We start from the raw sequence: 21,937 nt of genomic DNA, 5'->3' as shown, positions 1-21,937 counted from the left end.
GCCGTGGGCGCTGCGCATGGCGTGGGTGATGGGCGTGGTGGCGCAATCGGCCGCTGCCGCCGCGCAAAGCGTGGTCTTCATCAACCCCGGCCGGTCCGACGAGCGCTACTGGACCACGGTCAGCGAGGCCATGCAGGACGCGGCCAGCAGCCTGGGCATGCAGCTGCAGGTGCGCTATGCGCAGCGCGACCACCTGCGCCCCATCGAGATCGCGCGGCAGATCGCGGCCCTGCCCAAGGCGCAGCGGCCCCGCTACGTGATGTTCACCAACGACTACAGCGTGGCGCCCGAAATCCTGCGCACGCTGGAGGCGGCAGGCATAGACAGCTTCATGGCCTTCAGTGGCGTGCCCGAGACATTGCGCGGCCAGACCGGCGTGGCGCGAGAGCGCTATCGCCACTGGCTGGGCAGCCTGGAGCCGGGCGCCGAAGAGGCCGGCTACCTCACGGCCAAGGCCCTGTTCGCCGCCGCGCGGGCGTCGGGCCACGCGCGTGCGGCCGATGGCCGGCTGCACATGGTGGCCATTGCCGGCGACCGCTCCACGCCCTCGTCGGTGGAGCGCAATGCCGGCATGCGCCGCGCAGCGGCCGAGGCCGGTGACGTGGTGCTGCAGCAGGAAGTCTTTGGCGAATGGCGCCGCGAACGCGCCGAGCAGCAGGCGGCCGTGCTGTTCCAGCGCTATCCCGAAGTGCGCCTGGTATGGGCCGGCAACGACGAGATGGCCTTTGGCGCCATGCAGGCCTGGCGCGCGCGCGGGGGAGCGCCCGGGCACGATGCCTTCTTCAGTGCCATCAATTCATCGGCCGCCGCCATGACGGCGCTGCGCACGGGCGAGCTGAGCGCGTTGGCGGGCGGCCATTTCCTCACGGGCGCCTGGGCCCTGGTCATGCTGTACGACTATGCGCACGGCAGCGATTTCGCCACCGAAGGGCTGGAGCAGGTGCGGCCCATGTTCGCCTTGCTGGACAAGTCCCAGATCGACCGCTACGAGCACAGGATCAGCGCGCCCCTGGCTCCGCTGGACTTTCGCAGCTACAGCAAGCACCTCAATCCCCGGCTGCGGCGCTACGGATTCGAGTTGAAGCACCTGCTGCGCTGAGCGCCTTCCATGCCCCGCTTCCGTTCGATCGCCTCCTTGCTGATTGTGCGCATCATGCTGCTGGCCGTGGCCTGCATGCTGGTGTTCGGCGGTGCCCACGCCTGGTGGGAGTACCGCAAGGGGCAGCAGGAGTTTCGCCGTTCCATGGAGACGGTGGTGACCAACAGCATGATCTCGCTGTCGGCAGCGCTGTGGGATATAGAGCCTGCCCTGGTGCACGAGCAGGTGCAGTGGCTGGGCCGGTTGCCCCTGGTCGGCCATGTGCAGCTGCGCGTCACCTCCACGGGCGAGATGTACGAGGCCGGCGAGCCCAGGGATGGCCAGGCTCCCGCCGTGTCCATGGCCATTGCGGCGCCCAGGCACAGCCAGTCCAGCCTGCCGCTGGGCGAGTTGCAGGTCTGGGAAAACCGGGGCCACTACCTGGAGGTGCTGCGCGACTCCACGCTGCGTGTGCTGCTGGGTTATGCGCTGTTCACGGCCCTGGTCTGCCTGATGGTGGCCTGGGTGATGCGCCGCGAACTTCGCCAGCCGCTACAGCAGATTGCAGGCTTTGCGGCCAGCCTCAAGCCCAACGAGCTGTCGCGGCCACTGGTGCTGGAGCGGACCCGGCGCGGCCAGCACGACGAGATCGATCTGGTGGTGCAGGGCTTTGCCCAGCTGCAGCATGACCTGCGCGGCCACATCGAGCATCTGGACCTGCTGGTGGCCCAGCGCACCGGGCAACTGCAGGAGCTGGTGGAAGAGGTCAAGCGCATGTCGCTGACCGACGCGCTGACCGGCTGCCTCAACCGGCGCGCCATGGACGAGCGCCTGGCGACCGAGGTCGTCCAGAGCCGGGACCGGGGCGCGGCGCTGAGCGTGATGTTCGTGGACGTGGACCACTTCAAGCGGGTGAACGACAGGCACGGCCATGCCGCTGGCGACGCCGCGCTGCGCGAAGTGGCGCTGCGCTGCCAGCGTGCGCTGGAGCTGGATTCGTCGGTGCACTGGATGGCGCGCTACGGCGGGGAGGAGTTCCTGATCGTGATCCCAGGTGTCGCTGCTGCCCGGGCCGGGGCACTGGCCGGTCAACTGCGCGAGACCGTGCGCACCACGCCCGTGCATGTCCACGGGCTGGATCTGATGCTGACGGCCAGCTTTGGCGTGGCCCAATTGCGTGGCGGCGAGGGCGTGCAGCAACTGCTGCAGCGTGCCGATGCCATGCTCTATGAAGCAAAGCACGCCGGGCGCGACTGCGTGCGCGTGGCCGACCCGGCCTGACCGGCCTGCCCTCAGGTCGGGCTCAGAACAGTTCGATGTCGTTGCTGTTCACCTGGGGTGCCAGCAATCCCTGGGTGATCAGGTCGCCGTAGTACCAGGTCTGGTTGCGGCCATGTTCCTTGGCGTGGTAGAGCGCCTGGTCGGCATGCCCCAGAACCTCCACGGGCGCGCCGGTGCCCATGGCGGCAAATCCCGCGCTCACGGTGATGCGGCCGACCTGGGGAAACTCGTAGCTCTCCACATCGTGGCGCAGGCGCTCCAGCGCCTTGCGCGCATTGGCCAGGCTGACCGAGCGCAGCAGCACCACGAACTCCTCTCCGCCGAAGCGGAATACGCGGTCCTTGGCATCGAAGCAGCTGCGCAGGATGTTGGCCACCAGGATCAGCACCTCGTCGCCATACAGATGGCCGAAGCGGTCGTTGATGCGCTTGAAATGGTCGATGTCGATGGCGGCCAGCCACTGGCCCGGAACATCTTGCGTGGCCACGCCAGGCATGGCTGCCGGCGGCTCCTGCAGAGACAGGCGCAGGAACTGCTCGTCGAAGGTCTTGCGGTTTAGCAGGCCGGTCAGCGCGTCGCGCTCGCTGTAGTCCAGCAGGCTCTGGTAGTTGTGATAGACGCCGAAGATGCCCTGGATCACATCCAGCCGGCTGGGCGAGAAGGCCGTGGACTGGGCAATCTCCAGGCAGTGGTAGGCCGTCTCCTGGCGCCACAGCGGCAGCCACAGCACATGGCGGCCATCGGGCTGCACGGCCGAGGCGACCAGGGCGCGCTGCTGCAGGGCCTGCTGCAGCGAGGGCATGGAGGACAGCTCCACGCTCTGCGGGTCGTACAGGGCCTCGGCATCGGTGGACATGACCTCATCGCCCTGGCTCCAGGTGCGCGCACGCACGCAGTGCCTGCCGTCAGGCATGGCGAACAGCTCCAGCGCCCGCACCTGCACCACGCCGTTGAGCTTGAACAAGGTGGACAGCACCGAGATTTCCAATCGCAGATGGTCCCGGTGGGCCGTCATCTCGACCAGATTCTGTAGCAATGGCTGCATGCGAGGCCTTGTCTTGGAGGAGGGCGCGACCGGCTCAGCGGCGCTCAAACACCAGATCCCATACGCCGTGGCCCAGGCGGATGCCGCGGTTCTCGAACTTGGTCAGCGGCCGGTAGTCGGGCTTGGCGGCATAGCCTTGTGCCGTGTTGGCCAGCAGTGGCTCGGCGCCCAGCACTTCCAGCATCTGCACTGCGTAGGGTTCCCAGTCGGTGGCGCAGTGGATGTAGCCACCGGGGCGCAGCCGGCGCGCCAGCTTGGCCACCAGCGGCTCCTGGATCAGGCGGCGCTTGTTGTGCTTCTTCTTGTGCCAGGGATCGGGAAAGAAGATGTGCACGCCGTCGAGGCTGGCCTCGGGCAGCATGTTGTCTATGACTTCGACGGCGTCGTGCTGCAGGATGCGGATGTTGGTGATGTCCTGCTCGCCAATGCGCTTGAGCAGGGCGCCCACGCCAGGCTCGTGCACCTCGCAGCAAAGGAAGTTGTCGTCCGGGCGCACGCGCGCAATGTGTGCCGTGGCCTCGCCCATGCCGAAGCCGATCTCCAGGATCAGCCGGCCCTGGCGGCCATAGGTGGCTGCGGCGTCCAGCGGCGCGGCCTGGTAGTTGAGCACGAAGCGCGGGCCCAGTTCCTCGAAGGCCTTGGCCTGGCCGGTCGTGGTGCGGCCGGCGCGGCGCACATAGCTCTTGATGGTCTTGGGATGGGCCACGCCCTCGGGCGGCTGGCCGGTACGCGCGGCCGCAGGCGTGGAGGGTGAAGGGCAATCATGCGGCGTGCCGGAGGCAGCGGGCATGGTGTTCGGGATGTCGCCGTCCATGGACTGCTCGGCGTGGGAGGAAGGAATTGGGTTCACGGGCTCAATTGTATGTATGGCGCCAGCTCCGTACCCAGAACTGCAGCGCTTCGCCCAATGCGGTCTGTGGAGAAGGCTGGGGCAGGCCCAGGTGGGTGGCGGCGGTGCGAAGCGTGGCCAGGGGGACGCTCAGGTCCAGGGCGGGGGCGCCGTGCTGCTTGGAAAGTTTCTCGCCGTCAGGCATGAGCACCAGCGGCGTATGCAGGTACTGCGGGGCGGGCAGGCCCAGGGCGCGCTGCAGCAGCATCTGGCGGGGCGTATTGTCGGCGAGGTCGGCGCCGCGCACCACATGGGTGACGCCCTGCAGGCCGTCATCGACGACCACGGCCAGCTGATAGGCCCACAGGCCATCGGCCCGGCGCAGCACGAAGTCGCCGACGCTGTGGGTCACGTCCTGTTGCTGGGCGCCCATGCGGCGGTCCTGCCAGCGCAGCACGGGGTGGTGGCCGGCAAAGTGGTCCAGCGCAAAGCGCCAGGCGCGGGGGCTCTTGCCATGCAGGCCGTCGCGGCAGGTGCCGGGGTAGGGGCGCTCCACATGGCGTTCATGGATCCAGCCCAGGCGGTCCCAGGCGGCCTCGATGTCCTTGCGTGTGCAGCCGCAGGGATAGGCCAGGCCGCTGGCCTTGAGCTGCTCCACAGCGGCCTCGTAGAGGGCGCCGCGGCGGGATTGCCAGACCGGCTCCTCGTCGGGCAGCAGGCCGCAGGCGGCGAGCTGGCCCAGGATGGCCATGTCGGCACCGGGCTGGCAGCGCGGGGGGTCTATGTCCTCGATGCGCACCAGCCAGCGCCCGCCGTGGGCCCGGGCATCCAGCCAGCTGGCCAGCGCTGCCACCAGGGAGCCCGCGTGCAGCAGGCCCGTGGGCGAGGGCGCAAAGCGGCCCACATAGGGGGAGGCCGCGGTGGCAATGCCGGGATCGGGGGACTGAGGAACGGCGCAAATCATCGGGGCCGGATGTTAAAGCCTCGCGCCGCCCCTTGCCATGACCTGGGAGCCGGACACTGCCGCGGCTCAGTCCGCAACCATGGCCAGCGCCATCTCCAGCCCCGAGACAAAGGCATCCTCGACACGGCGGCCAATGCACCAGTCGCCGCACAGGCCCAGGCCGGCGTCCTTGTTGCGCAAATGGCTGCTGCCCAGCGGCGACAGGGTCTGGGCATGGGGCCAGAGATAGACGCTGGCATGGCGGGGGGGAATGCGGATGCGCGTGATCTCGCCAAAGGCCTTCTGCATCTTGGCCAGCACGCGGGGCGCGTCGTCGGAGCGGTGCTCCTGGGACCATTGGGGGCTGGCCAGCACGGTCCATCGCTCGCTCTGGGAGCGTCCCGGCTTGGACGATTCGCGCGCCACCCAGACTGCACGCTCATGGGTGGTACGGGCTGCATTCCACTGTGGGCCCAGGGTGGACAGGCCGGCCTCGGTGGCCATGGGATAGGACAGCGTCAGCGCCCAGCAGGGTGCCATCTCCACGGCCGCCATGCCCTGCACCAGCGACAGGGCCAGGGGCGTGGTCTGCAGCAGCTGGCGCGCCTGGGGCGCGGGCAGGGCGAGTATCACTTCATCGAATCCCGTGCGGATCTGCGTGGTCGGCTCGGTCGTCTCCACATGCAGGCTCCAGCCGCGCGAGCCGGGCTGGCGTTCGAGCTTGGTCACGCGCTGGCCCAGATGCAGGCGGTCGGCGTCCCACAGCGGCGCGGCCCAGGCCATGGGCAGGGCCTGCATGTCGGGCGTGGCCACCCAATGGGCCTCGGTGGGTGCGGGTGCGGCGCTGGACTGGCGACCCTGCGCATCCAGCACGCGCAGCGTGCTCACGCTCCAGGGGCGGCACAGGCCGGGCACGGTCTGCAGGGCCAGCTCGAAGCGCTTGTCGCGCACGGTGAAATACTGCGCGCCGATGTCGAAGGCGCCATGCGCGGCGTTGACGGAGCGCATGCGCCCGCCCACCTGGGGCAGCCGTTCGTAGACATGGACATCGTGGCCGGCCTGCATCAGCGTGCGGGCGCAGGCCAGGCCCGCCATGCCGGCACCGATCACGGCGATGCGGCGCGCGCCGGCCTTGGGGCGCGCCTTGGAGGCTTCGGGGGGCTTGGTGGCCTTTTTCTTGACCGTGGACTTGGAGGCGGCGCGGGAAGCGTTCATGGAGCAGACCTTTGCGGGCAGTGGCAGATTCCGGGAAGCATGTCCTTGCCGGCCTGCTTCGCCGCAGCGGCGGAGCAGGCCGGGACCTGTAACCACTCTACACCCGCACAGACCGCCCGGCGGCGTGCGCCAGCTCAATGTCGGTGATGATTTTCCATGAGAGCGCGGCGCGTGGCGGGGCTTTCCAGCTGCTGCAGCCACCACTGCAGCGCGCGCGGCGGGTCCTGCTGCGGCGGGCAGGACCATGCGTAGTGCATGCGCACATTGCGCGAGGGCCGGGCGACCTGGCGCGTTACCAGCAGGCCGGCCTGCACATAGACGTCGGCCATGAAATGGGGCAGGAAGCCGCAGCCTATGCCGCGCACCTGGGCCTCGATCTTGGCCTGCATGGAGTCCACGGTGAAGATGTCCTGGCCGCTGAGCAGGCCCATGCTGGCGCTGTCGCGCAGGCCTGAATCGGCCACGGCGATGATGCGGTGCTGCAGCAGCGTCGCGTCGGTGATGGGCTCGGGCGCCGTGGCCAGCGGATGGTGTGGCGCCACGGCAAAGACGAAGTCCAGCTCGCCCAGCTCGCAGGCCTGCAGGCCTGCCACGTTGCTGGAGTTGACGGCCACGCCGATGGCCAGGTCGGCGCGGCCCGAGGTCAGCGTCTCCAGCGTGCCGGTGAGGATGCCGTCGCGCAGCTTCAGCCGCGTGGGCGGCTGCATGGCGTAGAAGGCCTCGACCAGTTCCAGCATGGGCGTGCGCGCCACGGCGCCGTCCACCACGATGGTCAGGTGCGGCTCCCAGCCCGTGGCCACACGGCGCACGCGGTGGGCCACGGTGTCGATCTCATGCAGCAGCCGGGTGCCTTCGCGCAGCAGTTCCCGGCCGGCCTCGGTGGGCTGGGCGTGGCGCGAGCGGCGGTCGAACAGCAGCACGTCCAGCGCATCCTCGATCTGGCGCACGCGGTAGGTCAGGGCACTTGGCACCAGGCCCAGCTGGCGTGCGGCGGCGGCAAAGCTGCCGGCCTCGGCAATGGCCTGGAGCATGGCCAGGCTGTCGGGAGTGAGCACGTCGCGGGGGCTGGGCATGGGGCGTTATGGATTCAAAAGCTTTGAATGATGCCATCAATCCCGCTGTGCCTGGCCTGCTACAGCGGCTTCTACAGTGGAGCCACCGACGCAAGAGTTTTGAAGATCTGACCAGTTGAAAGGGACATACACATGATCGCCCTGCGCAAATCCCGCGAACGCGGCCATGCCGACCACGGCTGGCTGCGCTCGCACCACAGCTTCTCGTTTGCGGGCTATCACGATCCGCGCCACATGGGCTTTGGCAACCTGCGCGTGATCAATGAAGACCATATCGCCCCGGGCACGGGCTTTGGCGCCCATGGCCACAAGGACATGGAGATCATCAGCTACGTGCTCGAAGGCCGGCTCTCGCACAAGGACAGCATGGGCAATGAGCAGACCATCTCGCCGGGAGAGGTGCAGCGCATGAGCGCCGGCTCGGGCGTGGTGCACAGCGAGCACAACCACGCACCGGGCCAGACCACGCATTTCCTGCAGATCTGGCTGCTGCCCAGCGAGACGGGCATTGCGCCCGGCTATGCGCAGAAAGCCTTTGCCGACGAGGAAAAGCGCGGCCGCCTGCGCCTGGTGGCCTCGCCCGATGGCGCGGATGGCTCGGTCACCGTCCATGCCGATGCCCGGCTCTATGCCGGCCTGTTCGACGGCGATGAGCACGCCGAAATGGAGCAGCCCCCCGGCCGCAAAACCTATGTGCATCTTGTGCGCGGCGCGCTGAGCGTCAATGGGCAACGGCTGACAACGGGCGATGCGGCCCTTGTGGAGAATGAACCGCGACTGCGCCTGCACGACGGGGAACAGTCCGAGGTCCTGGTGTTCGATCTGCAAGCCTGAGCATTCACGAGGAGTAACCATCATGCTGAACCGTCTGAGCAACCCGCTGGCGCTGGCCGGCCGCATCCTGATCGCGCTGATGTTCGTGCCTGCGGGCTTTCAGAAAATCGGAGGCTTCGCCGGCACGGTGGGCTATGCGGCCTCGGTGGGCATGCCCATGCCGCAGATCGGCGTGGCCGTGGCCCTGGTGGTGGAGATCGTCGGCGGGCTGGCCCTGCTGCTGGGCTGGTGCACGCGCTGGGCGGCCCTGGCGCTGGCCTTCTTCACGTTGGTGGCCAGCTTCTTCTTCCATGCCTACTGGAGCGTGCCGGCTGACGCGGCCATGATGCAGCAGCTGCTGTTCTGGAAGAACATCGCCGTCACGGGCGGCCTGCTGGGCTTTGCCGCCCATGGCGCCGGTGGCTGGAGTGTGGATGCACGGCTCCATTGAGTGGCCCGCGCACTGCCGCCGGCTCCTTTATTTTTGTTAGGCTACCGGCCTGAGTGGGCCCCGCAGCAGCGCTGTGGGGCCTTTTGGCGTGGATGATCGATGAATGTGGCGCCTGCCTGCCTGGAGCCGTGGCCGGCGCCCGAGGATTTCTTGTATGGCAGATATCGTGGTGGTCTACCACTCGGGTTACGGGCACACCCAGCGCATGGCCCAGGCCGTGGCCGATGGCGCGGGTGCGCGCATGCTGGCCATAGACAGCGACGGCCAGCTGCCTGCCGGCGGCTGGGAGCTGCTGGCGGCGGCAGATGCCATCATCTTCGGCTCGCCCACCTACATGGGCGGGCCCAGCTGGCAGTTCAAGCGCTTTGCCGATGCCTCGTCCAAGCCGTGGTTCGTGCAGGCCTGGAAGGACAAGCTGTTCGCCGGCTTCACCAACAGTGCCAGCGTCAACGGCAACAAGCAGACCACGCTGGACTATCTGTTCCAGCTGGCCATGCAGCACGGCGGGCTGTGGGTGGGCAGCGGCATGCTGCCGTCCAACGCGCGCGCCGCGCAGCGCAACGACCTCAACTGGATAGGCGCCTTCAGCGGCGCCATGGCGCAATCGGCCTCGGATGCCTCGGCCGCCGAGATGCTGCCGGGCGACCTGGAGACCGCGCGCCTGTTCGGCGAGCGCGTGGCGCAGCAGGCGCTGCGGTTGATGCGCCAGGCCGGCGCGGCTTGATCGGCCGGCTCCACTGAACCTCACGCACCCAGCCGATCCAGCAGGCTGTACCAAGCCACCCCTGCCGCTATGTACAACCGTTGTAACCCATGCAGCGGTATCGGCTGAACCGGCGTTACCGGAAAGGGGCAGGCCGGCGCATTTCCGCCGGCCATCAGCACGGCCGCCTCCCGCCCCAGCAGGGTAGCCATGGCAATGCCGCGGCCGTTGTAGCCCAGGGCCATGGTGATGCCGGGGGCAGGCTGGTGCAGGTGGGGCATGAAGTCGCGTGTGACGGCGATGCGCCCTGCCCAGCGGTACTCGTATTGGAGGGGGCCCAGTCCGGGGAACATCAGCGCCACGGCGCGTTCCAGGTGGGCATAGTCGCCTGCACCCTGCGGGTCCGCAAAATGTCCGCGCCCGCCCATGAGCAGACGGCCTTGTGCGTCCTTGCGAAAGTACAGCAGCAGGCGCTGCGAGGTCGAGCCTGTCTCGCCCCCGGGCAGGATGTGCGCGCCCGCCTTGCCCAGGGGCTGTGTGGCCACGATGAAGCTGTTGGCTGCCAGTACCGTGCGCGCCAGGCCAGGCCACAGGCCATCGGTATAGCCGTTGGTGGCCAGCAGCACCTGCCTGGCCTGTATGCGTTGACCCTGGGCCGTGGTGGCGGCCCAATGGTCCGTGCCCTGTCGCTCCAGTGCCAGCACGGGCGATCCGCTGTGGACCTGCGCGCCCAGGGTCTGTGCGGCGCGCACCAGTCCGCGCACGTAGGCCAGGGGCTGTATGGCGCCGGCGCGGCCGTCCAGCCAGCCGCCGGCAAACGCGGGCGTGCCGGTGCGTGCTGCCGTGGCAGTGCGGTCCAGCAGTTCCACGCGCACGCCGCGCCGCTCCCACTGCCGGGCGCGCGCATGCATGCCGTCCACCGCCTGCTGGGTGTATCCGACCTGCAGCCAGCCGGCGCGCACGGGCGCACAGTCGATGTCGTGGCGTTCGATCAACCCGTACACAAGGTCGGCCGAGCGGGAGACGGCGTCGATCAGCCGCTCGCCAAGAGCGGCACCGTGGATGCGCTGCAGTTCGTCGGGGTCGTACTTGAGGGTGGGGTTCACCTGGCCGCCGTTGCGGCCCGACGCGCCCCAGCCGGGAGCATGGGCGTCAAGCACGCACACGCTGGCGCCGCTTTCGGCCAGATGCAGTGCTGCCGACAGGCCGGTATATCCCGCGCCGATCACCAGCACGTCGGTGGTGGTCAGCGCTGTCGCCAGCGGTGGCGTGGGCGGTGCGGCGGGTGCAGTGGCCGCCCACAGCGATGGCGCTGACGGGTGCGACAGCACGGGGCGTACCGACGAAGACGATGCGATGGAGGCGGTAGCTGCCATCGTCATGCCGCACCTTCTGATGGCGCACAGTGCTGGTGCAGCACGCGCCGCAGGAAGTCCTGCGTGCGTGCATGGCGCGGTGCGCCCAGCACCTGGGCCGAAGGGCCTTCCTCCACGATGGTGCCGCCGTGCAGAAAGCACACGCGGTCGGCCACCTCGCGAGCAAAGGCCATCTCGTGCGTGACCACGATCATCGTCATGCCTTCTTCGGCCAGCTGGCGCATCACGCCCAGCACGTCGCCTACCAGCTCGGGGTCCAGGGCCGAAGTGGGTTCGTCGAACAGCATGGCCTCTGGCTTCATGGCCAGGGCGCGGGCAATGGCCACCCGCTGCTGCTGCCCGCCCGAAAGCTGTGCGGGCCAAGCCTGTGCCTTGTCTGCCAGACCTACCTTGCGCAGCAGCTCCAATGCCTCGGCATGGGCCTGGCCGGGCGCCTGGCCCTTCACATGGATGGGGCCTTCCATCACGTTCTGCACCACGGTGCGGTGCGGGAAGAGGTTGAAGCGCTGGAAGACCATGCCCATGCGGCTGCGCAGCGCGTGGATGGACGGCGCGCGTGTGTCCACGCGCTCACCGAAGGCGCGCACCTCGCCGCCCTGGTACGACTCCAGGCCGTTGATGCAGCGCAGCACCGTGGACTTGCCTGATCCCGAAGGGCCGATCAGACACACCACTTCTCCACGTGCCACGCGCAGGTTGACGCCCCGCAGCACGCGATGCTCGCCGTAGGCCTTTTCCAGGTGATCGATCTCGATCATGGCGACTTCCTTCCCGCTCCAAAGCGCTTCTCCAGACGCCTGAGCCCCCATACCAGCGGCAGGCTCATGGCCAGGTAGAGCAGGGCGACCAGGGTGTAGACCGTCATGTTCTGGAAGGTGGACGCTGCGATCAGCTGGCCCTGGCGCGTCATCTCGGCCACGGTGATGGTGGAGACCAGGGACGAGTCCTTGAGCATCATCACCAGGGTGTTGCCGTAGGGCGGCAGCGCTATGCGGAATGCCTGCGGCAGCACCACGCGGCGCATGAGCAGGGCCGGTCGCATGCCCATGGCCAATGCGGCTTCCCGCTGGCCTGGGTCCACCGCCTCGATGCCGGCGCGGAAGTTTTCTGCCTGATAGGCCGAATAGGCAATGCCCAGGCCGATCACCCCGGCCTGGAAGGCGGTGAGCTGGATGCCGACCTCGGGCAGCACGAAGTAGATGTAGAACAGCTGCACGATGATGGGCAGGCCCCGTATCACATTGACCACGGTCGACGCGGCCCACGAGACGGCGCGCACGGGTGAGAGCTTGCCCAGCGCCAGCACCAGTCCGATCGCGCTGGACAACAGGAACGACAGCGCGGTGACCTGCACCGTGACCACCGCTCCTTGCAGCAGGATGGGCAGGAACTCTCGCGCGTGCTGCACAAATGCTTGCATGGCGTACTTTCCTCGAAGGTGTCATTGCCGTGCATTGCGCGGCAAAGGGGGGTGATGCGCGAGGCGATCCGACGGGCGTCCGATGTCCTCAGATGCCCCACTTCTTGACGATCTGGGCCAGGGTGCCGTCTGCCTTGATGGTGGCGATGGCTTTGTTCAGGCGGGCCAGGGTTTCGGTGTCACCCTTGCGCACCACCAGGCACACATCCCCCACGTTGGAGGGCTTGTAGCTTTCGGCCAGCTTCACGCCCTGGAAGCTGTGCTGGCGTATCTGGTTGAGCGCACTGCCCGATGAAGAAGCCCTGGCCCTGCTGCGCCAGAGCGAGCGGACCGCGCACACACGTTTCACCATCACGGACGAGGCCGCCATCCTCAATGAGCTGGCCCAGGCGCGTCAGCGCGGCTATGCCGTCAACCGGGAGGAACTCTTTCTGGGCGACATGACGCTGGGCGCGCCCGTCATCGGCAGCCATGGCCGCCCCGTGGCTGCCGTGCACATCGTCGCGCCGACCAGCCGATGGACGGTGGAGGAGGCGCAGGCCCGCCTGGGCCCAGGGCTGCTGGCCTGCGCCCGCTCGCTCAGCAACTCGGTGCGTGCCCTGGGTTGAACGGCAGCCGATGCTGCAGCCGGTATGGCCGCATTGGTGGTGCACGCCGCAAGCGTGGCGTGCATGCCCCGGGCTTCAGGTCAGGGCTGGGGGATCGGCCTATGCAGACGGAGTCTCCTGGGCCTGCGGATGCTCCAGCTGGGGGGCGGCCGCCAGGTCCGCGTCCACGGCGCGGCGCTCGTCGAAGACGAAGCAGCCGCCGTCATAGAAGGCGCCGTCGGTCTCCTCGAAGTACTTGAGGATGCCGCCCTCGAGCTGATAGACATGGTCCAGGCCTTCGTCCTGCATGAGGATGGCGGCCTTCTCGCAGCGTATGCCGCCCGTGCAGTAGCTGACCACGGTCTTGCCGGCCAGTTCGGCCTTGTGGGCACGCAGCGCGGGCGGGAATTCGGTGAACTTGGTGATGCGCCAGTCGATGGTGCCCTTGAAGGCGCCGGCATCGACCTCGAAGTCGTTGCGCGTATCCAGCGTCACCACCTCGCGGCCCTCGTCATCGTGGCCCTGCTGCAGCCAGCGGCGCAGCGTGGCGGGGCTGACAGAAGGCGCGCGACCCTCTGCCGGGCGGATGGTGGGGTGGTCCATGCGGATGATCTCGCGCTTGACCTTGACCAGCATCTTGCGGAAAGGCACGGTGTCGGACCAGCTTTCCTTGGGGGCCAGGTCGGCAAAGCGCTCATCGCTGCGCAACTGATCGACGAAGCTGTGCACCGCCTGGGCGGGGCCTGCCAGGAAGAAGTTGATGCCTTCCTCGGCCAGCAGGATGGTGCCCTTGAGCGCCAGGGCCTGGGCGCGTTCGGCCAGGGTGTCGCGCAGCGCCGCTGCGTCGGGCAGCGGCGTGAACTTGTAGCAGGAAATATTGAGGATATCGGGCACAGGAAGGCAGGCGGGGGGCGGCAAGGGCCGCAGGTTGGATCGGGTCGCCGGCGAGGGGCGGCCCGATCAGCCGCCCGACACCAGCAGGGCCTTGATTTTATTGGCCAGCTGGGCCACGGCCAGCGAAGCCGGTGCACCGGGCATGGATTGCAGCAGCAACTGGCGTCGCATCACGGCCTCGCGCACGGCCGGGTCGGAGGGAATGTCGCCCAGGTGCGTGAGCCGCAATGGCTCGCCGGAGGCCGTGCTGACAAAGCGGTTGAGCACCTGCTGGAGCTGACCCGTGATGGCGCGGCCATCGCCGGGACGCGCGGCCTGGTTGATGGCCAGGCGGATCTGCTGGCGCTTTTGCTGAATGGCAAGCACCTTGATGGCTGCATAGGCATCGGTCAGCGAGGTGGGCTCGGGCGTGGCGATGACCAGCACTTCGGTGGCCATGGACACCGAGAACAGCACCACGTCGGAGATGCCCGCGCCCGTGTCCAGCAGCACGATGTCGTAGCGAGGAGCCAGCGTCTCGATGGTGTGCGTGAACTGCTGGCGGATCTCGGGCGTGAGCCGCGAGTACTCGATCATCCCGGAGCCGGCCAGCAGCACCGAGTAGCCGCCGGGGGCGGGCAGGATGGCTTCCTCCAGCGTGGAACGGCCGGTGAATACATCGTGCAGCGTGACCTTGGGGTAGAGGTTGAGCACCACGTCCAGGTTGGCCAGGCCCAGGTCGGCATCGAGCACCAGGACCTTGAGGCCATGGCGTGTCAGCGCTGCGGCCAGGTTGGCCGAAACGAAGGTCTTGCCCACGCCGCCCTTGCCGCTGGTCACGGCGATGATGTGTCCGCGCGGCTTGGCGCGCACGGCATCGCTCATCGAAACGGCAGCGGGCAGGGAGGGGTGGGGAATGGCGTTGTCGCTTACCACCGGGCTATCAGCGGAGTCCATCTTCGGGGTCCACATCGGTTGCAATATCTGGATTCAGCCCATTGTCAAACGGGGAGGGGGCATACAAAGGTCCGAAAAGCAGGCTTTTTTCCTCCGCGCTTACCGTACTGTCTGGTTGTTCTTCAATGTGCACGCGGTTGCGGCCGGCAGACTTGGCCAGGTACAACTGTTTGTCGGCACGCTCGGTCCACAAGGTCGTGGTGCTGCGTATCCACTGCAGCGCATAGGCGCCGCCGATGCTGATGGTGATCTGCAGTGTCAACGTGGGTGAGATGACCACCGGCATACGCTCGATGGCGCTGCGTATGCGCTCGGCCACGGACAGGCCGAACGTCGCAGGGCAGGCCGGTAGCACGATGGCAAACTCCTCGCCTCCGTAGCGGGCCAGCGTGTCCATGGGGCGCACGCAACTGGTCAGGGTCCGGGCCACCGACTGCAGAACCCGGTCGCCGACGATATGGCCGTGCTGGTCGTTGATCTGCTTGAAATGGTCGATGTCCAGCATCAGCATCAGCGCCGCTTCGCCCGAGCGCGCCACACGGTCGATCTCGCGCTCGGCAATGGTGCGGAAATGGCGGCGGTTGGCCAGCCCCGTGAGCGGGTCGCGCAGCGACAGCGAACACAGTTCGTCGATCAGCGCCTGCAGGTATCGCGTCGGCGAATCCGTGGGCAAATGGACCGCCCCGCCAGCGTGGGTAACCAGCGCGTGGGCTGTGGCCAGGCGCAGGTCGCGCAGGTATACGGATTGGTGGGAGGCGGGGGCAGTCACAGAGGGCTGAATCAAAAGCCGGTGAAGTGTATCAGTGTGTAGGCTCAATTGTCGCCGCGCCGGCGTCGACTTTTGCACCATCGCTGGTAACAGATGTTGATCCCGGCCGAGATATGAAGGGCGGCAGGGCCAGCGCGGCGAGGAATTCCGCATCGGTGCGGTACAGCCGCAGGTGCGGCCCGCGGTGCAGGGCGCCGGCGCGCAGCAGCACCTGCTCGGCCGGCAACTTCAGGCCCACCACGTGCAGCACGCCGCTGCGCTTGGCCACCAGCAGTTGCAGGCGCACGAAGGTCTCCACGCCCGTCACGTCGATGCGGTTGATGGGCTGGGCCAGCAGGCACAGGTGGTGCGTCTCGGGGCGCAGCGCCCATTCGTCGCCGATGCGTCGCTCCAGGGCCGAGGCCGAGCCGAAGTCCAGCTCGGCATCCATGCGCAGGGCCAGCAGGCCTGGCGCCAGCGGTGGCAGCTGCCAGAGGTTGCGGTCGCGCAGGCTGCCATCAGGATGCTGGCCCACCTCGATGATGCGCGGGTGCAGGCGCTGGTAGAGGAAGTAGCCCAGGCTCAGCACGATGCCCGCGAACACGCCCCAGTACATGCGCGGCGCCGTGACGATGGTCAGCAGCAGCGTGGCCAGGGCAATGCTGCCCTCCACGCGCGACACCTTGAACAGCTGCAGCAGCACACGCGGCTTGACGAGGTTGACCACGGCCGTGATCACGATGGCCGCCAGCGCCGCCTTGGGCACGTGGTACAGCGCCGGGATGAACCACATCACCACGATGACCACCAGCAGGATGGAGAACACGTTGGACCATCCCGTCTTGGCGCCGGCCAGCAGATTCACGGCCGAGCGCGAGAACGAGGCGCTGGTGGCAAAGCTGCCGAACAGGCCCGCACTGATCTTGGACAGGCCCTGGGCGACCAGGTCCTGGTTCTCGTTCCAGCGCGTGCCGGCCTGCTGGTGCTCCACCTGGGCGCTGGAGGCCGTCTCCAGAAAGCTCACCAGCGAGATCACCAGCACCGGCATCACCAGGGCGCCGAACTCGTCCCAGCTCAGCAGCCCCGGCAGCTGGAAGCTGGGCAGGCCCGCGGGCAGATGGCCGACCACGGCGCCGCCGTCGTCGGCAAAGTCCGTGGCCCAACTGATCACGCCGGTCAGCGCGATGATGAAGATGGCCGAGGGAAAGGCCGCACGCCAGCGCTTGGCGAGCACGAGCAAGGCAATGCTGGCCATGCCGTAGACGATGGACTGCCAGTCGAAAAGCTGCAGCGACGGCGTGTTCCAGACGGCACCCCAGGTCGAGCGCAGGCCCAGCAGCGTGGGCAGCTGCGAGGCCAGGATCAGCAGCGCCGCAGCCTGCGTGAAGCCCGTGAGCACGGGCGAGGTCACCAGGTTGAGCAGCCAGCCGGCGCGCATCAGCCCCAGCGACCACTGCACCAGGCCCGACAGAATCGCCATCCATGCGGCCAGCGCCACCCAGTGCGCGGAGCCTGGCTCGGCCAGGCCCGTGAGCGAGGCGCCGATCAGCAGCGCGCTCAGGGCCGTGGGTCCCACGCCCAGACGGGGCGAGCCGCTGAACAGCACGGCCACCAGGGCCGGAACGATGGATGCGTAAATGCCCGTGATCAGCGGCATGCCCGCAAGGGCGGCATAGGCCACGCCCTGGGGCAGAAGCATCAGACCAACGGTGAGACCTGCCCAGAACTCCCCGCGCAGCACGGCTGCCGAAGGTTTGGGCCATGCCAGGAAGGGAAACCAGCGCGCCAGGGAATGCATGGCCGCTATTGTCATGCTAACTGGATGGTGCCGGGATGTTCGGGCTTGTCCTACAGGCGCTTGCGTCGGCGTCGTATGGGTTTGTCCCAGGGCCCTCAATAAAGTCGAGGCCTGTGTTGACCGCCTCACAACTATTCAAGGAGTAACCGCATGACTTTCATCACCCAACGCTGCTGCCAGATCCTCGCCGTGTCTGCCCTGGCCTTCGGCCTTGCCGCCTGCGGCAAGACCGAAGACACTGCGGGCCAGAAGCTCGACTCTGCGGTTCAGCAGTCCCAGCAGGCCGCGCAAAGCGCCGGCCAGAAGATCGACAACGCCATGAGCAGCGCCGGCACCAAGATCGAGGAAGGTGCTGCCAAGGCCGAAGCGGCCACCAACAACGCCATCAGCCAGGCAGGCGCCGCACTCGACGACGCCGGCATCACCGCCCAGATCAAGGCCGACCTGATCAAGGAGCCCGATATCTCCGCCCTCAAGATCGACGTGGACACCAAGGCAGGCGCCGTGACGCTGACCGGCTCGGTCCCCAGCGAAGCACTCAAGATGCGCGCAGGCGACATTGCCAAATCCGTCAAGGGCGTGAACAACGTCAGCAACATGCTGGAGATCAAGGCCAGCTGATCGCAGCCACCGGCTCCGTTGCCCTTGTGAAAACCAGGCGGATTCCCCGCCTGGTTTTTTTATGCCTGAACGCTGCAGCCCAGCGCATAAGATGCGCTGCATGACCACACCCGACCTGCAGATCAGCACCCATCTCATCCACCATCCCTACCAGCCGCCCGAGGGCTTTGTTGCGCCGCAGCCGCCCGTGCACAAGGCCTCGACGGTGATCTTCGAGAACGTGGCGGCCATGCGCCGCCGCCAGTGGCTGGACAAGAGCAGCTATACCTACGGCCTGCACGGCACGCCCACCACCTTCTTGCTGGAAGAGCGCCTGAGCGCGCTGGAAGGCGGCCTGCAGTGCCTGCTGGTACCCAGCGGCCTGGCTGCGATTGCGACCACCTCCCTGGCCCTGCTGCGCACCGGCGACGAGATGCTGCTGCCCGACAACGCCTACGGCCCCAACAAGACCCTGAGCGAGGGCGAGCTGGCCCATTTCGGCGTGCGCCACCAGTGCTATGACGCCATGGATGTTGCCGACCTCGAAGCCAAAATCACGCCCAAGACGCGGCTGGTCTGGCTGGAGGCGCCGGGCTCGGTGACCATGGAGTTCCCCGACCTCATCGCCATGGTGCGCCTGTGCCGCGAGCGGGGCGTCACCACCGTGCTGGACAACACCTGGGGCGCGGGCCTGGCCTTCAATCCCTTCGATCTGCTGGCCGATGGAACGCACAGCCTGGGCGTGGATGCCACCGTGCATGCGCTGACCAAGTACCCCAGCGGCGGTGGCGACGTGCTCATGGGCAGCATCATCACGCGCGACCAGGCGCTGCACATGCGCATCAAGCTGGCGCACATGCGCCTGGGCCTGGGCGTGGGCGGCAACGACACCGAGGCCGTGCTGCGCTCCCTGCCCAGCATTGCGCTGCGCTACCACGCACAGGACCGCGCCGCGCGCGAGCTGGCGCGCTGGCTGCAGCAGCAGCCGGCCGTGGTCCAGGTGCTGCATCCCGCGCTCGAGGGCGCTCCGGGCCACGAGAACTGGAAGGCGCTGTGTGGCGCAGCCGCAGGCGGCGAGGGCGTGGCCGCCGGCCTGTTCAGCGTGGTCATCGATCCGCGCCACGGCCAGCAGGCCGTGGACCGCTTCTGCGACAGCCTGCGCCTGTTCAAGATCGGCTACAGCTGGGGCGGTCCCATCAGCCTGGTCGTGCCCTATGAGCTGTCGTCCATGCGCAGCTGCCCCACGCCCCAGCTGCGCAGCGGCACCGTGGTGCGCTTTGCCATCGGCCTGGAAGCGGTGCAGGACCTGCGTGCCGACCTGGAGCAGGCCCTGGCCGCCGCGTTTGCATAGTTGAGCGCCAGGCGCAGGTGACATCTGCCTGTCACCTGCGCCGCCGATGCTCGCTGGCTTCATACCACCCCACGGAGGCCTTCGGGCCCCGGTCCAGCATGAAGCACAAAGAGAGCATCACCAACATCCTGCAGCAGGCGAAAGCCGGCTCCCGCGAATCCGGCCTCGTGGCCAGCCGCCGCCATTTCGTGCGCGGCATGGGCGCCTCGGCCCTGGCGCTGCCACTGGCCGGCTGCGGCGGGTCGGATGGCGACAGCCGCATTCCCGTCGAGTTCCGCCACGGCGTGGCCAGCGGCGACCCGTTGAGTGACCGCGTCATCCTCTGGACCCGCGTGACGCCGCCGCAGGGCCATTCCAGCGACATCGAGGTGGAGTGGGAAGTGGCATCGGACGCCGACTTCAAGACCCTCGTGACTTCGGGCAAGGCCATGGCGCGCGCCACCCAGGATTTCACCTTCAAGGCCGATGCCACGGGCCTCAGGCCCGCCACGCGCTACCACTACCGCTTTCGCTGCCAGGGCATGACCAGCGCCACGGGCCGCACGCGAACCCTGCCCGTGGGCGCCGTGCAGCAGGTCAAGCTGGCCGTGTTTTCCTGCGCCAACTACCCGGCCGGCTACTTCAATGTCTACGCGCATGCGGCGCGCCAGGGCGACCTGGACGCCACCGTGCATCTGGGCGACTACATCTACGAATATGCGCGCGGCGGCTATGCCAACGGCAAGGCCGAAGCCATGCAGCGCCAGAGCCTGCCGGCCAACGAAATCGTCAGCCTGGCCGACTACCGCCAGCGCCATGCCCAGTACAAGAGCGATGCCGACCTGCAGGCCCTGCATGCGGCAGCGCCCATGATTGCGGTCTGGGACGACCACGAAGTCTCCAATGACACCTGGATGCACGGCGCCGAGAACCACCAGCCGGCCACCGAAGGCGACTTTGAGCTGCGCAAGGTGGCCGCGCTCAAGGCCTATCACGAGTGGATGCCCACGCGCAACGCACAGCCCGAGATCATCTACCGCAGCTTCGCCTTCGGCGACCTGCTGGCGCTGCACATGCTGGACACGCGCGTCATCGGCCGCGACGAACAGCTGGACTACGCCGACTATTTCACGGCACAGGGGCTGGACGCGGCGCGCTTTTCCTCCGACATGGCCAATCCCGCACGCCAGCTCATGGGCGCCACGCAGACCCAGTGGCTTGGCCAGCAGATGGCGGCCTCGCAGGCCACCTGGCAGGTGCTGGGCCAGCAGGTGCTGATGGGGCGCATGGAGCTGCCGGCGCCCTTGCTGATGGACATCCTCAGCCCCGGCAGCGGTGTCTCGCTGCCGGCCTACGCGGCGCTGCTGGCCAAGGCCCAGGCCAACCCGGCCAGCCTGACGGCGGCGGAAAAGGCCATCCTGGCCCAGCCCAGCATTCCCTACAACCTCGATGCCTGGGACGGCTACGCCGTGGCTCGCGAGACCGTGCTGGCCACGGCGCGCAGCCTGGGCAAGAACCTGGTCGTGCTGGCCGGTGACACCCACAACGCCTGGGCCAGCGAGCTGCGCGACCGCAGCGGGCAGGGCGTGGGCGTGGAGTTCGCCACCTCGTCCGTCAGCTCGCCCGGCTTCGAGGACTACCTGCCCGGCCAGGATCCGGCCCAGTTGCGTGGCGCGCTGCTGCAGTTCATCAACACGCTCAAGTACTGCGATACCTCCCGCCGCGGCTACATGATCGTCACGGCAACCCCCCAGGCCTGCCAGGCCGAATGGATCTATGTGGATACGGTGTTCAGCCGCCAGTACCAGGCCGTGCGGGACGCGGCCTGGAAGGTGCTGCCCGGCCAGCCGGGCAAGCTGGTGCAGGCCTGAGGGCGGACCGGGGTGCGGGCCTGCGCGGTCTGGGCGGGGGCCCTCGGTAGTTTCCGCCATGGCAGCGCGGCCATGGCTGCGCTAACTTGGGGCTCGCTGATCCAGGAGGTCCAGGCATGCAGGCATCCCCCGCTCCCCAGAAAGCTTCCGACCACCCGGCTGGCGCGCTGCAGGTGCAACCGCTGCGCATGGCCGATCCCTGGCGCTGGCTGGCGCTGGGCTGGCGCGATCTGCAGCGGGCGCCGGGCGTTGCGCTGTTCTATGGCCTGTGCTTCTGGGCCATGGCCCTGCTCATCGGCTGGGTGTTCCGTGCCAGCCCTGAATACAGCATGGCCATGGCCAGCGGCTGTCTGCTCATCGGCCCCTTCCTGGCCATGGGCCTGTACGACACCAGCCGCAGGCTGGAGCGGGGATTGCCGCCCCAACTGAGCAGCTCGCTGACCTGCTGGGACACGCAAATGGGCAGCATGGGCATGCTGGTCATGGTGCTGCTGGTGCTGGAAATGCTCTGGGCGCGCGCCTCCATGGTGGTGTTTGCCGTGTTCTTCGATACCGGCATGCCCACCACGGCCGGCATGCTGCAGGCCGTGGCACGGCCGGAGAATTGGGAGTTCCTGGCGATCTACATGCTGGTCGGCGGCGCCTTCGCGGCCCTGGTGTTCGCCAGCATGGTGGTGGCGCTGCCGGCCATGCTGGACCGGGGCAGCGATGCGCTGACGGCCTGCATCACCAGCATGCGCGTGGTCGGCCTCAACCTGGCCGTCATGCTGCAATGGGCCGCGATCATCACCGTGCTGGTGGCTGCTGCGCTGTGGTGGCACGGCGTGGGCCTGCTGCTGGTGGGGCCTTTGCTGGGCTGCGCCAGTTGGCATGCTTACCGCTGCAGCGTGGGTGAATCTGCCGACCCTGCGTCCCCCCTATCCTGAGGTTTTACGGCCGGGCCCCG

At 68.0% G+C, this 21,937-nt stretch carries 21 protein-coding genes and 2 pseudogenes; 10 read left to right on the top strand and 13 right to left on the bottom strand.

Annotation, left to right across the window (positions count from 1 at the left end; all coding sequences use genetic code 11):
- The first annotated feature begins 16 nt into the window (after positions 1-16).
- Positions 17-1,099, top strand: a complete 1,083-nt coding sequence (locus ACF8O7_RS23270) for an ABC transporter substrate-binding protein (protein ID WP_392444392.1) — start codon at positions 17-19, stop codon at positions 1,097-1,099.
- A 9-nt stretch (positions 1,100-1,108) separates the two neighbouring features.
- Positions 1,109-2,359 (top strand): GGDEF domain-containing protein, encoded by a 1,251-nt coding sequence (locus tag ACF8O7_RS23265; RefSeq protein ID WP_392444390.1) that lies wholly within the window; start codon positions 1,109-1,111, stop codon positions 2,357-2,359.
- Positions 2,360-2,381: 22 nt separating this feature from the next.
- Here the strand turns inward: ACF8O7_RS23265 and ACF8O7_RS23260 are convergent, their stop codons facing one another.
- The 5 genes from ACF8O7_RS23260 to ACF8O7_RS23240 form a co-directional block, all read right to left on the bottom strand.
- Positions 2,382-3,404 (bottom strand): GGDEF domain-containing protein, encoded by a 1,023-nt coding sequence (locus ACF8O7_RS23260; RefSeq protein WP_016447176.1) that lies wholly within the window; start codon positions 3,402-3,404, stop codon positions 2,382-2,384.
- Between the two features lie 34 nt (positions 3,405-3,438).
- Positions 3,439-4,194 (bottom strand): tRNA (guanosine(46)-N7)-methyltransferase TrmB, encoded by a 756-nt coding sequence (gene trmB, locus ACF8O7_RS23255; RefSeq protein ID WP_197065211.1) that lies wholly within the window; start codon positions 4,192-4,194, stop codon positions 3,439-3,441.
- 64 nt (positions 4,195-4,258) lie between these two features.
- Positions 4,259-5,197 (bottom strand): tRNA glutamyl-Q(34) synthetase GluQRS, encoded by a 939-nt coding sequence (gene gluQRS / locus ACF8O7_RS23250; protein WP_277849911.1) that lies wholly within the window; start codon positions 5,195-5,197, stop codon positions 4,259-4,261.
- 66 nt (positions 5,198-5,263) lie between these two features.
- Positions 5,264-6,391 (bottom strand): NAD(P)/FAD-dependent oxidoreductase, encoded by a 1,128-nt coding sequence (locus ACF8O7_RS23245; protein WP_016447173.1) that lies wholly within the window; start codon positions 6,389-6,391, stop codon positions 5,264-5,266.
- Positions 6,392-6,525: 134 nt separating this feature from the next.
- Complete coding sequence (locus tag ACF8O7_RS23240; RefSeq protein WP_016447172.1) at positions 6,526-7,464, bottom strand: LysR family transcriptional regulator; 939 nt, start codon at positions 7,462-7,464, stop codon at positions 6,526-6,528.
- 132 nt (positions 7,465-7,596) lie between these two features.
- On the opposite strand from ACF8O7_RS23240, the gene ACF8O7_RS23235 reads away from it, so the two are divergent.
- The 3 genes from ACF8O7_RS23235 (at position 7,597) to ACF8O7_RS23225 (ending at position 9,452) form a co-directional block, all read left to right on the top strand.
- Positions 7,597-8,298, top strand: a complete 702-nt coding sequence (locus tag ACF8O7_RS23235) for a pirin family protein (protein ID WP_126311444.1) — start codon at positions 7,597-7,599, stop codon at positions 8,296-8,298.
- A 22-nt stretch (positions 8,299-8,320) separates the two neighbouring features.
- Positions 8,321-8,728 (top strand): DoxX family protein, encoded by a 408-nt coding sequence (locus tag ACF8O7_RS23230; RefSeq protein WP_126311443.1) that lies wholly within the window; start codon positions 8,321-8,323, stop codon positions 8,726-8,728.
- A gap of 154 nt (positions 8,729-8,882) precedes the next feature.
- Complete coding sequence (locus ACF8O7_RS23225) at positions 8,883-9,452, top strand: flavodoxin family protein (protein WP_016451661.1); 570 nt, start codon at positions 8,883-8,885, stop codon at positions 9,450-9,452.
- Positions 9,453-9,472: 20 nt separating this feature from the next.
- Here ACF8O7_RS23225 and ACF8O7_RS23220 read toward each other — a convergent pair whose 3' ends face one another.
- From ACF8O7_RS23220 to ACF8O7_RS23205, 4 genes and pseudogenes are all read right to left on the bottom strand, one after another.
- The gene (locus tag ACF8O7_RS23220) at positions 9,473-10,807 is read right to left on the bottom strand and encodes an NAD(P)/FAD-dependent oxidoreductase (RefSeq protein WP_392444513.1); all 1,335 of its coding nucleotides are present in this window, start codon (positions 10,805-10,807) and stop codon (positions 9,473-9,475) included.
- Positions 10,808-10,809: 2 nt separating this feature from the next.
- On the bottom strand, positions 10,810-11,565 hold the full coding sequence (locus tag ACF8O7_RS23215) for an amino acid ABC transporter ATP-binding protein (RefSeq protein WP_016447167.1): 756 nt from the start codon (positions 11,563-11,565) through the stop codon (positions 10,810-10,812).
- The gene (ehuD, locus tag ACF8O7_RS23210; protein ID WP_016451664.1) at positions 11,562-12,227 is read right to left on the bottom strand and encodes an ectoine/hydroxyectoine ABC transporter permease subunit EhuD; all 666 of its coding nucleotides are present in this window, start codon (positions 12,225-12,227) and stop codon (positions 11,562-11,564) included. The genes ACF8O7_RS23215 and ehuD overlap by 4 nt, the downstream gene beginning before the upstream one ends.
- A gap of 88 nt (positions 12,228-12,315) precedes the next feature.
- Positions 12,316-12,504, bottom strand: a pseudogene (locus tag ACF8O7_RS23205) (transporter substrate-binding domain-containing protein); the annotation flags it as partial.
- On the opposite strand from ACF8O7_RS23205, the pseudogene ACF8O7_RS23200 reads away from it, so the two are divergent.
- Positions 12,494-12,835, top strand: a pseudogene (locus ACF8O7_RS23200) (IclR family transcriptional regulator C-terminal domain-containing protein); the annotation flags it as partial. The pseudogenes ACF8O7_RS23205 and ACF8O7_RS23200 overlap by 11 nt on opposite strands.
- A gap of 99 nt (positions 12,836-12,934) precedes the next feature.
- Here the strand turns inward: ACF8O7_RS23200 and ACF8O7_RS23195 are convergent.
- The 4 genes from ACF8O7_RS23195 to ACF8O7_RS23180 form a co-directional block, all read right to left on the bottom strand.
- Entirely contained in the window at positions 12,935-13,708 is a 774-nt protein-coding gene (locus ACF8O7_RS23195; protein WP_046239833.1) for a sulfurtransferase, read from the bottom strand.
- A 66-nt stretch (positions 13,709-13,774) separates the two neighbouring features.
- Positions 13,775-14,644 carry a MinD/ParA family protein gene (locus ACF8O7_RS23190; protein ID WP_016447162.1) on the bottom strand — a complete coding sequence of 290 codons (870 nt, stop codon included), beginning with the start codon at positions 14,642-14,644 and terminating at the stop codon, positions 13,775-13,777.
- Positions 14,631-15,413 carry a GGDEF domain-containing protein gene (locus ACF8O7_RS23185; protein WP_017403908.1) on the bottom strand — a complete coding sequence of 261 codons (783 nt, stop codon included), beginning with the start codon at positions 15,411-15,413 and terminating at the stop codon, positions 14,631-14,633. The genes ACF8O7_RS23190 and ACF8O7_RS23185 overlap by 14 nt, the downstream gene beginning before the upstream one ends.
- 31 nt (positions 15,414-15,444) lie before the next feature.
- Positions 15,445-17,190: a SulP family inorganic anion transporter gene (locus ACF8O7_RS23180; protein WP_016447160.1), complete on the bottom strand. Its 1,746-nt coding sequence runs from the start codon at positions 17,188-17,190 to the stop codon at positions 15,445-15,447.
- Between the two features lie 150 nt (positions 17,191-17,340).
- On the opposite strand from ACF8O7_RS23180, the gene ACF8O7_RS23175 reads away from it, so the two are divergent.
- The 4 genes from ACF8O7_RS23175 to ACF8O7_RS23160 all read left to right on the top strand — a co-directional run bounded on the left by ACF8O7_RS23175 (position 17,341) and on the right by ACF8O7_RS23160 (position 21,917).
- Positions 17,341-17,811 (top strand): BON domain-containing protein, encoded by a 471-nt coding sequence (locus ACF8O7_RS23175; RefSeq protein ID WP_392444388.1) that lies wholly within the window; start codon positions 17,341-17,343, stop codon positions 17,809-17,811.
- Between the two features lie 100 nt (positions 17,812-17,911).
- Positions 17,912-19,141, top strand: coding sequence for a PLP-dependent transferase (locus ACF8O7_RS23170; RefSeq protein WP_126311441.1), 1,230 nt, complete (start codon positions 17,912-17,914; stop codon positions 19,139-19,141).
- A gap of 98 nt (positions 19,142-19,239) precedes the next feature.
- On the top strand, positions 19,240-20,991 hold the full coding sequence (locus tag ACF8O7_RS23165; protein WP_046988000.1) for an alkaline phosphatase: 1,752 nt from the start codon (positions 19,240-19,242) through the stop codon (positions 20,989-20,991).
- 116 nt (positions 20,992-21,107) lie between these two features.
- The gene (locus tag ACF8O7_RS23160; protein WP_126311439.1) at positions 21,108-21,917 is read left to right on the top strand and encodes a DUF2189 domain-containing protein; all 810 of its coding nucleotides are present in this window, start codon (positions 21,108-21,110) and stop codon (positions 21,915-21,917) included.
- Positions 21,918-21,937: the final 20 nt, after the last annotated feature.

It is taken from the genome of Delftia sp. WSY_16, from assembly GCF_043104415.1.
Lineage (GTDB): Bacteria > Pseudomonadota > Gammaproteobacteria > Burkholderiales > Burkholderiaceae_C > Comamonas > Comamonas tsuruhatensis.
The sequence above is the reverse complement of the archived record's forward strand: the minus strand, read 5'-3'. Positions and strand labels throughout refer to the sequence as shown.

Bases quoted from the DNA above. Each gene is read 5' to 3' on its own strand.
- trmB (WP_197065211.1), bottom strand. From the start codon at position 4,194: ATGCCCGCTGCCTCCGGCACGCCGCATGATTGCCCTTCACCCTCCACG.
- ACF8O7_RS23265 (WP_392444390.1), top strand. From the start codon at position 1,109: ATGCCCCGCTTCCGTTCGATCGCCTCCTTGCTGATTGTGCGCATCATG.
- ACF8O7_RS23190 (WP_016447162.1), bottom strand. From the start codon at position 14,644: ATGGACTCCGCTGATAGCCCGGTGGTAAGCGACAACGCCATTCCCCAC.
- ACF8O7_RS23170 (WP_126311441.1), top strand. From the start codon at position 17,912: ATGACCACACCCGACCTGCAGATCAGCACCCATCTCATCCACCATCCC.
- ACF8O7_RS23225 (WP_016451661.1), top strand. From the start codon at position 8,883: ATGGCAGATATCGTGGTGGTCTACCACTCGGGTTACGGGCACACCCAG.
- ACF8O7_RS23270 (WP_392444392.1), top strand. From the start codon at position 17: ATGGCGTGGGTGATGGGCGTGGTGGCGCAATCGGCCGCTGCCGCCGCG.
- ACF8O7_RS23220 (WP_392444513.1), bottom strand. From the start codon at position 10,807: ATGGCAGCTACCGCCTCCATCGCATCGTCTTCGTCGGTACGCCCCGTG.
- ACF8O7_RS23175 (WP_392444388.1), top strand. From the start codon at position 17,341: ATGACTTTCATCACCCAACGCTGCTGCCAGATCCTCGCCGTGTCTGCC.
- ACF8O7_RS23165 (WP_046988000.1), top strand. From the start codon at position 19,240: ATGAAGCACAAAGAGAGCATCACCAACATCCTGCAGCAGGCGAAAGCC.
- ACF8O7_RS23235 (WP_126311444.1), top strand. From the start codon at position 7,597: ATGATCGCCCTGCGCAAATCCCGCGAACGCGGCCATGCCGACCACGGC.
- ACF8O7_RS23215 (WP_016447167.1), bottom strand. From the start codon at position 11,565: ATGATCGAGATCGATCACCTGGAAAAGGCCTACGGCGAGCATCGCGTG.
- ACF8O7_RS23245 (WP_016447173.1), bottom strand. From the start codon at position 6,391: ATGAACGCTTCCCGCGCCGCCTCCAAGTCCACGGTCAAGAAAAAGGCC.
- gluQRS (WP_277849911.1), bottom strand. From the start codon at position 5,197: ATGATTTGCGCCGTTCCTCAGTCCCCCGATCCCGGCATTGCCACCGCG.
- ACF8O7_RS23240 (WP_016447172.1), bottom strand. From the start codon at position 7,464: ATGCCCAGCCCCCGCGACGTGCTCACTCCCGACAGCCTGGCCATGCTC.
- ACF8O7_RS23160 (WP_126311439.1), top strand. From the start codon at position 21,108: ATGCAGGCATCCCCCGCTCCCCAGAAAGCTTCCGACCACCCGGCTGGC.
- ACF8O7_RS23180 (WP_016447160.1), bottom strand. From the start codon at position 17,190: ATGCATTCCCTGGCGCGCTGGTTTCCCTTCCTGGCATGGCCCAAACCT.
- ACF8O7_RS23260 (WP_016447176.1), bottom strand. From the start codon at position 3,404: ATGCAGCCATTGCTACAGAATCTGGTCGAGATGACGGCCCACCGGGAC.
- ACF8O7_RS23230 (WP_126311443.1), top strand. From the start codon at position 8,321: ATGCTGAACCGTCTGAGCAACCCGCTGGCGCTGGCCGGCCGCATCCTG.
- ehuD (WP_016451664.1), bottom strand. From the start codon at position 12,227: ATGCAAGCATTTGTGCAGCACGCGCGAGAGTTCCTGCCCATCCTGCTG.